Source organism: Collinsella sp. SGI.241 (genome assembly GCF_050312955.1).
In the GTDB taxonomy this organism is placed as follows: Bacteria; Actinomycetota; Coriobacteriia; order Coriobacteriales; family Coriobacteriaceae; genus Collinsella.
On the sequence record NZ_JBNPKM010000009.1, the window covers coordinates 47,419 to 61,196 of the forward strand.

Annotated in this window: 9 protein-coding genes; 1 reads left to right on the forward strand and 8 read right to left on the reverse strand. The window is 62.6% G+C overall.

The window, feature by feature from the left end; genetic code table 11:
* Positions 1–145: 145 nt before the first annotated feature.
* The 6 genes from gatB to moaA form a co-directional block, all read right to left on the reverse strand.
* Entirely contained in the window at positions 146–1,822 is a 1,677-nt protein-coding gene (gene gatB / locus ACQQ92_RS05540) for an Asp-tRNA(Asn)/Glu-tRNA(Gln) amidotransferase subunit GatB (protein WP_427795986.1), read from the reverse strand.
* Entirely contained in the window at positions 1,822–3,336 is a 1,515-nt protein-coding gene (gene gatA, locus ACQQ92_RS05545) for an Asp-tRNA(Asn)/Glu-tRNA(Gln) amidotransferase subunit GatA (RefSeq protein WP_427795987.1), read from the reverse strand. The genes gatB and gatA overlap by 1 nt, the downstream gene beginning before the upstream one ends.
* Positions 3,336–3,647: an Asp-tRNA(Asn)/Glu-tRNA(Gln) amidotransferase subunit GatC gene (gene gatC, locus ACQQ92_RS05550; protein ID WP_035136890.1), complete on the reverse strand. Its 312-nt coding sequence runs from the start codon at positions 3,645–3,647 to the stop codon at positions 3,336–3,338. Before gatC ends, gatA begins: the two co-directional genes overlap by 1 nt.
* A 293-nt stretch (positions 3,648–3,940) precedes the next feature.
* On the reverse strand, positions 3,941–5,227 hold the full coding sequence (locus tag ACQQ92_RS05555; RefSeq protein WP_427795988.1) for an MFS transporter: 1,287 nt from the start codon (positions 5,225–5,227) through the stop codon (positions 3,941–3,943).
* Between the two features lie 277 nt (positions 5,228–5,504).
* Positions 5,505–6,806, reverse strand: a complete 1,302-nt coding sequence (gene mobB, locus ACQQ92_RS05560; RefSeq protein WP_427795989.1) for a molybdopterin-guanine dinucleotide biosynthesis protein B — start codon at positions 6,804–6,806, stop codon at positions 5,505–5,507.
* Positions 6,807–6,810: 4 nt separating this feature from the next.
* The gene (moaA, locus tag ACQQ92_RS05565; RefSeq protein WP_427795990.1) at positions 6,811–7,866 is read right to left on the reverse strand and encodes a GTP 3',8-cyclase MoaA; all 1,056 of its coding nucleotides are present in this window, start codon (positions 7,864–7,866) and stop codon (positions 6,811–6,813) included.
* A 209-nt stretch (positions 7,867–8,075) separates the two neighbouring features.
* Between moaA and ACQQ92_RS05570 the strand changes: the two genes are divergently transcribed.
* Positions 8,076–9,422, forward strand: a complete 1,347-nt coding sequence (locus tag ACQQ92_RS05570) for an MATE family efflux transporter (RefSeq protein WP_427795041.1) — start codon at positions 8,076–8,078, stop codon at positions 9,420–9,422.
* Positions 9,423–9,577: 155 nt separating this feature from the next.
* On the opposite strand, the gene ligA is transcribed toward ACQQ92_RS05570, so the two are convergent.
* Together ligA and ACQQ92_RS05580 are read right to left on the reverse strand one after the other, a co-directional pair.
* Positions 9,578–11,806 carry an NAD-dependent DNA ligase LigA gene (ligA, locus tag ACQQ92_RS05575; RefSeq protein ID WP_427795991.1) on the reverse strand — a complete coding sequence of 743 codons (2,229 nt, stop codon included), beginning with the start codon at positions 11,804–11,806 and terminating at the stop codon, positions 9,578–9,580.
* A 448-nt stretch (positions 11,807–12,254) separates the two neighbouring features.
* Complete coding sequence (locus ACQQ92_RS05580; RefSeq protein ID WP_427795992.1) at positions 12,255–13,715, reverse strand: S1C family serine protease; 1,461 nt, start codon at positions 13,713–13,715, stop codon at positions 12,255–12,257.
* Positions 13,716–13,778: the final 63 nt, after the last annotated feature.

Consider the following 13,778-nt stretch of genomic DNA (forward strand, 5'->3'; position numbering starts at 1 on the left):
CGCCACGGAACCGAGGGGCCGGGCGCAGGGCCTTGCCTCTCAATGAGTTCCGCACGAACAGGAGGCGCCAGTGGCGCCTCCGTCGTGAGTCAGGACTGTCCGAAATTGAGAGGCAAGGCCCTGCGCCCGGCCCCTCGGTTCCCGCTTACGAGAGCGACGTTCTCAGCAACTCGTTGAAGAGCTTTGGGTTACCCTTGCCGCGACTCGCCTTCATGCACTGGCCCACCAAAAAGCCGATGACCTTCTGGTTGCCGTCACGATACTGCTGTGCCTGCTCGGCACAGTTTGCCAGCACCTCGTCCACAATCGGCTGCAGCGCGCCGGCATCGCTCACCTGACGCATACCGCGCTCGTCGACGATCTTGTTGGGGTCGTCGCCGGTCTGGGCCATGGCCTCAAAGACCTCGTGAGCCTGGTTGGAGCTGATGGCATCGGTCGCCAGCAGCTTGGCAAGCGCTGCCACCTGAGCCGGCGCGATGCCGGACTCGACGAGCGACACGCCCGCGCCCTTAAGGTAGGCGATCATCTCGTTCACCAGCAAGTTTGCAACCGTCTGGGCCTCCTTGCCAGCCATACCGGCAGCGGAGGCCTCAAAGAACTCGGCAAACTCCGGGTCACCGGCGATTTGCTCGGCATCGGCCGCCTTAATGCCAAAATCGGCCTCAAAACGGGCGCGCTTGGCATCGGGCAGCTCGGGAATCTCACCTCGGCAGCGATCGATGAACTCGTCGTCCAGATCGAACGGCGCCAAGTCGGGGTCGGGGAACAGACGATAGTCGTCGGCCGTCTCCTTCACACGCATGACCACGGTGCGCTTGCGGCTGGGCTCCCAGTGGCGGGTCTCCTGATAGATAATGCCGCCCTCCTCGAGCACCTCGGCCTGGCGGCAAATCTCGTAGGCAAGGCCGTCGTGCAGGCTCTTAAACGAGTTGAGGTTCTTAAGCTCGGTTTTGGTACCCAGCTTGGTCTCGCCGCGACGGCGCAGCGACACGTTGCCGTCGCAGCGCATAGAACCCTTCTCCATGGAGCAGTCCGAAATGCCCAGCGTCACAAAGATGCGACGGAGCTTTTCCATAAACAGGCGAGCCTCCTCAGGCGTACGCAAGTCGGGCTCGGTGACGAGCTCGATCAAAGGCGTGCCGCAGCGGTTGTAGTCGACGAGCGACTCGGCAGCGGCGGTAATGCGGCCCTCGGCACCGCCCACGTGCACCATCTTGGCAGCGTCCTCCTCCATGTGGATGCGCAGAATGCGGATGGGCACCGTGTAGGAACCGTCCTCGCGACGCTCGGGCATCTGCAGGTTGGACGCGTCATAGCTGGCCAGATGGCCGGCACGCTGATTGCCCTCGCGCATGGTCGACGTCATGGATGTAGACAGGCCCTCGGCGTTGGCCGAGGCGCTCGCCAGGCTCTGGGCCTCGGCCTCGCCAAACGCGCAATCGGGGCGCTCTGCAGCGCCGCGACCAGTCACGTCCAGGTCCAGGTGACCGTACATGGCAAAGGCGACCGGACCCTGCGTGGTCTGGAAGTTCTTGGCCATATCGGGATAGAAGTAGTGCTTGCGGTAGAACATCGAGTGGCGCTGGATCTCGCAGTTGGTGGCGAGGCCGGCCTTAACGATGCTCTCGATGGCGCGCTTGTTGGGCACCGGCAGGGCGCCGGGCAGGCCCAAGCACACCGGACACACGTTGGCGTTGGGCTCGTCATCGTGGCTGAGCTTGCAGTTGCAGAACATCTTGGTATCGAGTGCGGTGAGCTCGGTATGAATCTCCAGGCCGATCACGGCCTCCCAATCCTGCAGGACCTCGGAAAGCTCCTTCATTACAGCTCGCCTCCCTTCCCGGCAAAATCGGGTGCGACGGAAAGCGCGGGCGCACCCGTGGCGGCATCGGCAAAGCCGCGCTCCAGGGCGCGGGCAAACGTGAGCAGCTGACGGTCCTTAAACGCCGGACCCACCAGCTGGGCAGAAACGGGCAGCTGAGTATCCTCGCCCAAGCCCAGCGGCACCGAGATACCACCGTTGCCGCAAATGTTGAGCGAGATGGTGTACAGGTCGGAGAGGTACATCTGCGTGGGGTCGCTGATCTCGCCAAACTTAAAGGCCGTGCGCGGCGAAGCGGGCATGAGGATGGTGTCCACCTTGGCATACGCGGTGTCGTAGTCCTGCGTGATGAGCGTGCGGGCCTTTTGCGCAGCGTAGTAGTACTTGTCGTACACGCCCGAGCTCAGCAGGTAGGCGCCGAGCATCTGACGGCGCTTGGCCTCGGCGCCAAAGCCGTGGGCGCGCGACAGCGAGCTCTGGTCGGACAGGTTGGCGCAGCCCTCCTCCTGATAGCCGTAGCGAATACCGTCGAAGCGGGCCAGGTTGGAGAACGCCTCGGCCGGGCCGATGACGTAGTAGGCGGCGATGGCGGCATCCAGGTGCGGCAGGTCGACCTCGACCAGCTCGGCGCCCTGGTTCTGCAGCTCCTGGGCGGCGCGCTGAACAGCGGCCTTGACCTCGGGCGTCAGGCCCTCGGCCTCCATAAACGCGGGGATGATACCCACGCGCTTACCCTCGATGCTGTCGTTGAGATGCTCGGTAAAATCGACGGCGCAATCCTGGCTGGTGCAGTCGTACGGATCGTGGCCCGCGCCGGTAAGCGCGTTCATGGCCAGCGCGACATCCTCGACCGTGCGGCCGAAGGGGCCCACCTGGTCGAGCGACGAGCCAAAGGCGACCACGCCGTAACGGCTCACGGCGCCATACGTGGGCTTAAAGCCCACCACGCCGCACAGCGACGCCGGCTGGCGAATGGAGCCGCCGGTGTCCGAGCCCAGCGAGAGCGCGACCTCGCCCGCGGCGACAGCGGCAGCGGAGCCGCCCGAGGAGCCGCCGGGCACGCGCTCGGTATCCCAGGGGTTGTTGGTGCGGTGGAACGCCGAGCTCTCGGTGGAGCTGCCAAAGGCAAACTCGTCCATGTTGGCCTTGCCCATGGGCAGGCAGCCGGCATCGAGCATGCGCTGGACGCAGGTGGCGGTGTAGACGCTCTGGTAGTTCTCGAGCATGCGGGAAGCGCAGGTGGTGCGCGTGCCCACAAGGTTCATGTTGTCCTTGATGGCCAGCGGCACGCCCGCGAGCGGGGGCAGCGGCTTACCTGCGGCACGATCGGCATCTACGCGCGCGGCGGCCTCGAGCGCGAGCTCGGGCGCCACCTGCAGGAATGCCTGGACCCCGCCCTCGCGCGCCTCGATGGCGGCAAGGGAGGCCTGGGCCACCTCGGTAGCGGTAAAGTCGCCCGCGGCAACGCCCGTGGCAATCTGGACAGCGGTAAGGGAATCGAAGCTCTGCGCCATTACTCGCTCTCCCCCTCTCCCAAAATGGACGGCACGCGGAAGTAGCGGTCGCGCGCGCTGCCGGCGTTTTCGAGCGCGACGTCGAGCGGCAGGTCGCGCTCGGGCTCGCGCAGGTCATCGCCCATCACGTTGGACAGGCTTCCGATGGGATGGAACGTGGGCTCCACGTCGGGCAAGTCATATTGCAAGACGGGCTCGAGCATCTGGACGGCATCGTTCATGTAGGACGTCATCTGGGCGAGCTCGTCATCGGTCAGTGCGATCTTTGCGTACTCGGCGATACCGCGCACGTCTTTCTCGCTGAGTGCCATAGGCGCTCCCTTCCGCATAACAGTTAAACCGCTCTAGTATACAAGGCAACGCCGGCTTGGAGCAGGCGCTTTACCCAAATGCAGCGAAAACGTAACGAGGGTGGCGGTTGGCAGGCGGCGGGCTGGCGGTTCTGCAGCGAAACCGCACCGTCCATAGCGAAAACCGCCACAAAGGTGCCTGGCCCCTTTGTGATGGCCGGATCCGCAGGATGGCATGACCCGGGGCGCAAACCATCACAACATTCGACGTTATTCGGCAAAATCGCGATTTTCATCGAATGTTGTGATGGTTTTTACTGCTTTGCGGCACGATCCAAATGCCAGCGTCCAAACAGCAGCAGTGCCGCGGGAACCGCCGTCACGACCATACCCGCCCCGATGAGCGTCTGCTGCACGCCAAACGTCGCCGCCAGCCACGGGGCAATCGCCAGCGGCGCCACGCCGGCGAACATGTTGCCAAAGCCCATGACCGAGTTGACGCGACCGAGCTGTTCGAGCGGGGCCGTCGTTTGCACGATCGTGTTGTGGAGCGGGTTGACGAAGCCCCAGGCCACGCCCAGGGCAATCTGGCCGACGAGGGCTACGCCCACGTACGGCGTTCCCACGTAGAGCAGGCTTCCCAGGCCCACGGACAGAAGCGCCACAAGCAGCGTCTTAAGGTTGACCAGGTGCGGCGGCAAGCGGAGCGCGACCACGGCGCCCAGCACCGCGCCCACGCCGCAGGCAGACGAGAGCCAGCCCATCCACTCGACACCGACATGCAGGACATCACGGTAGAAGAATGACTCCAGTGGATCGAAGGCGCCATAGCCAAAGTTCGAAAGGAAAATAATGCAGAACAGCAGGGCGAGGACGCTGTTGGTAAAGACTGTCTTGATGCTGGTCACGAAGGTGACGCGGGTGGATTTATTGGAGTCGGAGCTTTGATTGGCAGTACTTGCCGTTGTGCTGCTATCCGCGGGAGCACTTTTGCGCGCGGCGACGCGACCTGCTTGCGGCCTAAAGCCCCAACCGGCGACGAGCGCCAGTACGGTAAAGATCATCATGAGCAAAAACACCGCGTGTGACGATGCAGCCGCCGCGACAAAGCCGCCCAGTATGGGGCCGACGATAATGCTCACGTTGGAGGACATGGTGATGGCGGAGTTGATGTCTTTGAGCTCGACGGGGTCGTCGGTGAGATACGCCGGATAGGACGTGGCGACGAGCTGGGCGAATCCTATCACAAAGCCCAGGAGCACCGCGGCGGCAAGGACTGTTCCGGTCGCGCTGCCACAGGCGAGGATTGCCGCGTCGGTTGCCAACGTGCCGAAGATACTCGCCCGGAAATGCCGGCACGGACCCCAAGCGTCAAGCGCCGCTCCACCCGCAAAGGATCCCAGGATCACGAAGACGTTCATAAACAGGACGGCCAGCGATGTCGCAACGACCGAAGCGCCGTCCGCATAGGTGAGTGTTCCGATAACACCGATAAAGTAGCTGGTCTGAAAGCCGGTATATATGAGGAAGCGCATTGCCACCAGGTGCTTAGCCTGCGCGGACAACGAAGGGTGAGGTTTTGAGAGAAGAGATACGAGCACGGAGACTCCTCGTTTCATACGAATACGGGCGGTGGACATTCGCCGCCGTCTGCCAAATCAATCTATCCGCATGAAACATTAAGGACGCATCAGGACCCTTCTCTCCGTTTTTCGCCCGTCATGAACTACTTGGTAGATTGTAAGGCATGTCACAAAAATCTACCAAAGCAAAAACCACCACAAAGGTGCCTGGCCCCTTTGTGGTGGAAATGACGTTTGCCCAGATAGAACCTGCCAAAATAAACCTGTCCCTTTTTGGCAGGTTCAGCGCCAAGCCTTAAAGGTGGTCTTGGATAAGGTCGCAGATGGCGCGGGCGTCGTTGATGTTGATGGCCCGGGTCGCAAAGCCTGCGTCGAAGGCCTGACGTGCCAGGGCTTCGTTGCAGGCAAGGGCCAGCGTGCGGCCGTCGACCAGGTCGAGCGAGCTCTTGCCGCGCAGACGGTCGACACCGGAGCGCGCGACCACGATGTTGTCGAAATCCTCGGTCTTGTAGCCCTCGATGATCACCACGTCGACATCGTTGTAGCGCGACAGCAGCTCGCGCGCGGGCATCTCGTCCTCCTCGCGCGTGTCGGCGTACTCCGCCCAGCGCGTGGCGCAGATGAGGCCCACGTGCTTGGATCCGGCCTGGTGATGGCGCCAGGTATCCTTAGCGGGCACGTCGATATCAAAGCCGTGGTGCCCGTGATGCTTGAGCGAACCCACGCGCAGGCCGCGGCGGGTGAGCTCGGCAATGACCTTCTCGACGAGCGTGGTCTTGCCCGAGTTTTGGTAGCCGATAAACGCGATCGCGGGGACGGCCGGTGTCGGAGCTGCGGGCGCGACGGCGACGGGTGCGCTCGCGGGTGCGGCACCGTCAGTGGCCACGGCCTCAACAGCAGCAGCCTGACGCTCTGCGCGGTCCCACACGCCCGAGCGGCCGCCCTCCTTGTGCAACAGGCGCACGTCGACGATCTCCATACCGCGATCAACCGCCTTGCACATGTCATAGATCGTTAGGCACGCGGCACTCGCGCCGGTCAGGGCCTCCATCTCGATACCCGTCTTGCCCGTCACGCCGGCCGTAACCAGTACGTGAAAGCCAACTTGCCCGTCCGCGCGCGCCGGTGCCCAGCCCTCGGGCACGTCCTCGGCCGGCGTCCCCGCCGGAGCGATGGGCGCAATGTCGCACTTGCTCTTGGTAATGAGCAACGGATGGCACATGGGAATGATGTCGCTCGTGCGTTTGATGGCCATGATGCCCGCCACGCGCGCGCAGGCAAGCACGTCGCCCTTTTTGGCGCGGTCCTTCAGCACCATGGCCTGTGTCTCGGGATGCATGAGGATGGTGCCCTCGGCGATGGCGATGCGATGAGTCTCGGCCTTGTCGGACACATCGACCATGCGCACCTCGCCCTTGGCATCCACGTGCGTCAGCTCGTTGCGACGTGCGTCACGGGCGGGTTCGGTGGCCGCGCTGGAAGTCGGCTGCGCGGACGCGTCGGCGTTGCCAGCATTCGCCGCGGCCGCGACTTTGTGGGCAGACATCGCGGCCCTGCGAGCGGCCTTGGTGGCGTCGGCGTACCTGCTCTTGGCCATATGATCATCCTCCGATTTGGGACATAAATCGTTGCGTGCCCTCAATTATCGCGTGTTCCTGCGGTTTGTGGGCCACGGCATCGCGCCAAACCGAAAGTACCTGCATATCATCACCACGGCGCAGGGCGTCGCGCACCGAATACTCGGCATCGCTAAACAGGCACGGACGCACGTTGCCATCGGCCGTCAGGCGCAGACGGTTGCAATTCGCACAAAAATGGTTGGACATGGCGCTAATAAAGCCAACCGTTCCCGCCGCGCCCGGAAAGCGCCAATAGCGCGCAGGGCCCGCGCCGGCAGGAGCATCGTTGATGTCGAGCGGCTCGAGCTCGCCCAGTCCCGTCGCGGTGGCCCCGGCATTGATGCGCGCCCGCAGCTCGTCACTCGGCACGGTATCGCTCGCGTCCCACAGCTCGGGATTGAGCGCGGGCGCATGCGGGTCCACAGCGCAATGCGAGCTCGTGTGCTCGTCGCCGATGGGCATATATTCGATAAAGCGCAGGTGGATGGGACGGTCGAGCGTGAGCCGCGCGAGGGCCGCCACATCCTGGTTGAGCCGGCGCACAACAACGCAGTTGACCTTAACGGGCTCAAAGCCCCAAGCCAGCGCCGCGTCGATGCCGGCCATGGTCTGCTCGAGCCGACCCAGGCGCGTGATCTTTCCAAAGAGCGTAGGGTCGAGCGTGTCGAGCGAGATGTTGACGCGGTTAAGCCCGGCATCTTTGAGCTGCGGCGCCAGCTTGGGCAGCAGGGCGCCGTTGGTGGTGAGCGAGATGTCCTCGATCTGAGGGATCGCGCGGATGTCGCGAATAATCGGAATAATACGGCGGCTGACCAGCGGCTCGCCGCCCGTCAGGCGCACGCGGCGAATGCCCTCCCCCGCCACCAAGCGCACAAAGCGGGCGATTTCCTCGGCGCTGAGTAACTCGTCGTGTGCACGGGGCGCCACGCCATCGGCCGGCATGCAATAGATGCAGCGGAAATTGCACTTGTCGGTAACGGCGATGCGCAGGTAGTTGATATCGCGGCCAAAACCGTCATGCTGCACGTGCCCGTCCACGCAGCCCTCCCCTCACGCGGCGTTTTATTCTTCGAAAAACATAATACCCCCACGAGAGAATCATGCCGACACCCGTACGACAGGACAGGTCGCTTTGAGCAAGACCGGCTTCCCAAGCCCATCCTCAACACACAAACCTTGACTCTACAATCGTTGTAGGGTTTTCACTACACTGGTACGGAAACAGACCCAGCCAGAAAGCCCCACCTATGGAACACGACCTCACACGCGGCAATGTCCTTAAGACCATCGCGGTCTTTGCCCTGCCCTATATGCTCTCGTACTTTTTGCAGATGCTCTACGGCATGGCCGACCTGTACATGATGGGGCAGTTTAGCGGTGCCGCCGGCATCACCGCCGTGGGCAATGGCGCACAGACGCTCTATATCATTACCGTGACGCTCGTGGGTCTGGCCATGGGAACGACGGTTATCGTCGGCCACGCCGTGGGCTCGCGCCGCTTCGATCGCGCCGAGACCGTCATCGGCAACACCATCACGCTGTTTATGGGTGTCTCGGTAGTGCTGGCAGCCATCCTGCTCGCACTGTGCCCGCAGATCGTGGCACTTATTGGGACGCCAGCCGAGGCAGTCGAAGGAACCGCCGCCTACCTGCGCATCTGCTTTGTCGGCATTCCGTTTATCGCCGCATACAACATCCTCTCGGCCATTTTTCGCGGGCTGGGCGATTCGCGCTCGCCCATGTACGTGATCGGCGTGGCGTGCATCATCAACATCGCGCTCGATTTTCTGTTTATCGGCCACTTGGGGCTCGGCCCCGTGGGTGCGGCACTCGGCACGGTAACCGCCCAGACGGCAAGCGTTGCCCTCGCGCTCGTGTGGCTTAAGAGCCGCCGTACGAACATCCACGTTAAGCGTAGCGACCTGCGTCCCCAGCCCGAGGTGCTCGGCAGCATCCTTAAGATCGGCGTGCCCGTGGCCGTGCAGGACGGCTGCATCCAGGTGGCGTTTATGTTTATCACCGTCATCGCCAACCATCGCGGCCTGGTCGACGCCGCCGCCGTGGGCCTGGTCGAAAAGATGATCAGCTTTTTGTTCATTGTACCGAGTTCCATGGGCGCCACCGTCAGCGCACTCACGGCGCAAAACGCCGGCGCGGGCAAGGGCGACCGTGCGCGTCAGGTGCTCAAAGACGCCATGACCATCTCGGTGGTGTACGGCTGCCTGATCACGGTGCTGATGTGGCTGGTGGCGCCGGCGTTTATTGGCTTTTTTGCCAAGGACGCTGCAGTAGTCGCTGCCGGCACCGGCTATATGCGCAGCTATATTTTCGACGCGATTTTTGCCGGCATCCACATTTGCTTTAGCGGCTTTTTCGCTGCATATGGCAAGAGCTACATCGGCTTTGCGCACAACGTGCTGGCCGTGGCACTCATTCGCGTGCCGGGCGCGTGGCTGCTGTCGAACGCCTATTCCGACACGCTGTTTCCCATGGGCATCGCCTCGCCGTGCGGGTCGATTCTGTCGGCAGTCATCTGTGTTGTCGCGTTTACCGTGCTCAACCGGCGCGGGGCTTTTGACAAGTTAGCAGCGTAGCGGGGCAATGCGAAATCGCTCTCATTGACGACATCATCAGCGACGACCCCGCGACCTACGTGACGCAGATCACGATGCCGGTTTCCCCAACAAAGTAAGAACCGCCCGGAAGGCATCGCGCTTTCGGGCGGTTCTTCAATTTGGCTATTGATGCCTTAAGCCTGGGGCACCTCACCGGTAGCCAGGATCTGCTCGAGTGCGTCCTCGTCCAGCACGGGCACACCCAGCTGCTCGGCCTTGGTGAGCTTGGAGCCCGCTTTGGGGCCGGCGACCAGATAGCTCGTCTTCTTTGATACGCTGCCCGAAACCTTGGCGCCGAGCACCTTGAGCGCCGCGCCCGCCTCGTCGCGCGTGCGGTTGACGAGCGTGCCGGTGAGCACGAAGGTCAGACCCGCGAGCGGCTGTGCGTCGGCGAGCTTGCCCGCCACGCCAGCGTCGGCTGCGGCTTGCGCGTGCGCGGCGCCCAAATCGACCTCGAGCGACAGGCCCGCCTGGCGCAGACGTTCCAGGACGGCAAGGTTCTCGGGCACGGCCAGGAACTGCTTGACGCTCGCCGCAATCTTGGGGCCAATGCCCTCGCACTCGGCAATATCCTCTTCGCTCGCCAAGATAAGCTTGTCAATCGACAGGAATCGCTCGGCGATGACCTCGCCCACGCTCTTGCCCACGTGACGGATGCCCAGGGCAAACAGCACGCGACCGAGCGGCTGACTCTTGGACTTGTTGAGCTCGGCGATGATTTTCTCGGCCGTCTTGAGGCCTACCGGAATGGGGTCGCCCTTCTTAACGCCCTTTCTGCTGTTGGAGCTGGCATAGGTGCGCCCCGTGTCCAGGCCTGCGATGTCATCGACCGTGAGCTGGTAGAAGTCTGCGACGTCGTGAATCAGGCCGGCGGCGATCATCTTGTCGACGATCTCGTCGCCTAGGCCATCGACGTCCATGCAGCCGCGGCTCACCCAGTGGAGCAGGCGCTCCTTGAGCTGTGCGGGGCAGTCGATGGACACGCAGCGGTAAGCCACCTCGCCATCCTCGTGGACCACGGGGCTACCGCACACGGGGCAGACCTCGGGCATCTGCCAGTCGACCGAATCGGCCGGGCGCTTGTCGAGCACCGGACCCACGACCTCGGGGATAACGTCGCCCGCCTTGTGCACGATGATGGTATCGCCCTCGCGCACGTTTTTGCGGCGGATCTCGTCGATGTTGTGCAACGTGGCGCGCGCGATGGTGGAGCCGGCAACCGTCACCGGGTCGAACTCGGCGACCGGCGTGAGCACACCGGTGCGGCCCACCTGGATGCGAATTTCGCGCAGGATGGTCTGCTTTTCCTCGGGCGGAAACTTAAAGGCAATGGCCCAGCGTGGTGCGCGAGCGGTAAAGCCCAGGTCGAGCTGCTGCTGGAAGCTGTCAACCTTTACGACCACGCCGTCGATGTCGTAATCCAAGTCGCCGCGGTGCTCGAGCGCCTGGGCACAGAACTCGTGGACCTCGGCCGGCGTGGCACAACGAGCCACGTTGGGGTTGACGCTAAAGCCGGCGCTACGCAACCAGTCCAGAAACTCGCGCTGGCTGTGGACGTGCAGCGGGTCGGTATCGGCGATGGCATAGATAAAGGTGGCCAGATCGCGGCGCGCCGTGACCTTGGGATCCTTCTGACGCAAGGATCCGGCAGCGGCGTTGCGCGGGTTGGCGAAGGGGTCGCGGCCCTCGGCATCGGCCTCTTCATTCAGGCGAACAAAGCTGCCCTTGGGCATATAGACCTCGCCGCGTACCTCGATGGTGCGCTCGCGGTCGGCGCCCATATGAGCGAGCGCCGGCTCGGATAGGTGCATGGGCACATCCTTGATAGTGCGCACGTTGAGCGATACGTCCTCGCCCGTGGTGCCGTCGCCGCGCGTGGCGGCGCGCACAAAGGTGCCGTTTTGGTAGGTAAGCGCGACGCCCAGACCGTCGATCTTAAGCTCACAGGTATAGGTGACGCTACCGGCACCGAGCGCATCCTCGGTGCGCTGGAGCCAAGCGTCGAGCTCGTCCAGATCCATGGCATCGTCCATGGAATACATGCGCGCCATGTGCTTGACCGGCGTAAACTGCTCGCTCACGTAGCCGCCCACGCGCTGGGTATAGCTGTCGGGCGTCACCAGGTCGGGGTAGGTAGCCTCGATTTCTTGCAGTTCAACGAGCATTTTGTCAAAGGCAGCGTCCGTGATCTCGGGCGCATCGAGCATATAGTAGCGGTAGGCGTGGTAATCGAGCTCGTGGCGCAACTCAGCCGCGCGCGCTGCCGCCTGGGCACGGGTATCGGCCGGTGCGGCGGTATCCGTGCTCGCTGGCGTTTCGGTATCGATGTCCACGCCGTCACCAAACAGGCTCGATTGCTCCATAGCGGCACTCCTTCGCTCGATTTCAAACGGATACAAGAGTACCACCGGTCGCGATGGGGCCGAATAGCAGTCTCAAACCGCACCGAATTGGCAGCGACCGGACCAGGGTTGGACAGTTAGTTCAGATTTGTATAATTACGCGCGCCGAATCGAGCTGAAATACCGTCTTTTCGCCCCAATCAATCGTTCTGGACGGCGAATTAGGTTTGCTTCCGTCTTCGAGACACCCATCTCGGCCCGTCTTTCATTTCAAAACCGTTCAAAACACGCCTCAGACCGCACCCGTTTTATACAAATCTGAACTAACTGTCCAAGCCCTTCCGAACCATGCCCTTGCCATTTCTAAATGATCCGTTTTCCTCCGTCCCCAACGGATCAATAAGAGAAGAGGGGCTGTCCCGCGCTGGCGGAACAGCCCCTCTGGCTTCGATATGTGCGATACAGCTCGTTAGAAACCCTGACCGTAGCCTTGCCCCTGACCCTGTTGGCCCAGCAGTTCTTCCAGGTACTGGCGCAGTTGCTCGTCGGTAATGCCGCCGTTGCCGGTGTCGGTCGCACTGTCGTTCTGCTGCTGGTTCTGCAGCTCCTCATCAGAACCCAGCTCGACCGTGACCTTTTTCTCTTCCTTGCCGCGCACGAGCGTGATCTCGACCTTCTCGCCCACCTCGTGGCTGCGCAGCGCGATAATCAGGCCATCGGCGCTCGTAATCTCATCGTCACCCAGCTTGGTGATGACATCGCCCTCTTGGATGCCAGCCTTGGCGGCAGGACCGTCCTCGACGACACTTGCCACATACGCGCCGCTATCGGTGCCGAGATTGTTAGTGCGGGCGTTGAGCGCGTTGACGCTCGAAAGCGTGGCGCCCAGGTACGGGTGAACCGGCGTCTTGCCGTCGATAATCTGGTCGGCGATGTTCTTGGCATAGTTGACCGGAATGGCAAAGCCCACGCCCGAGCTGGAGCCCGAGTAGCTCTCGATAAGAGAGTTAATACCCACGAGTTCGCCATTGTCGTTAACGAGCGCGCCGCCGGAGTTGCCCGGGTTGATGGCGGCATCGGTCTGGATCATGTTGGCGTAGATGGTGCTGCCGCTGGTAGAACTCATGGCCGTGGAGCGATACAGCGCCGACACAATGCCCGTGGAGACAGATTGCTCGTTGCCGAACGGCGAGCCGATCGCCATGACCCACTCGCCCACGTTGAGCTTGGAGGAATCACCAATCTCGATCGGCGTGAGCTTGGAGGCGTCAGCATCCTTGAGCTTGATGACGGCCAGGTCGCTCGAGGCGTCGTTGCCCACGAACTCGGCCTCGTAGGTGGTACCGTCGTCCATGGTAACCACGTACTGGTCATAGCCATCGACCACATGGTTGTTGGTGAGGATGTGGCCCTCGGTATCGAGCACCACGCCCGAACCGACGCTGCCCGAACCATCCGACTCGTCGGCAGACTGCGAAAGCGATCCATTCTGGCTACCGCTCGAAGTGGCGGTGATGGAAACGACGGAGGGCAGGGCCTTGGCAGAAACGGCCTCGGCAAGCGTGGTGTCCTCGGAGTCGATCGTAATCTTTTGCGTCGATGAACCCGAAGCACCCGCCGTCACGACATTCTTTCCGCCGCCAATGTTGAGCGTGCCACTCATAATGAGCGCGATGACCAGCAGGGCGCCGCAGGCGCAGCCGGCGAGCGCCGTAATAAAGATCGGCAGCTTTTTGGTCTTGGTCTTGACCACCGTGTGCTTGTTTACAACCTGCTGACCACCCAGCGGCTGGCCGGTCCGTGTGTCGTAGGCCTGCACGTAGGGAATGTTGCCGTCGGCAGGCGTCGACTCCACCTGCACGCGCGGCTGCTGCTGGGTCTCGCCAGCGTTGCCCACATCCTGGGGACGCTGGGAATCGTTCTCGCTCATGACTGCGATCCTTTCGTCTAATAACCAAAGGCCCGCCAAACATGTGGCGGGCCATCATTGTTC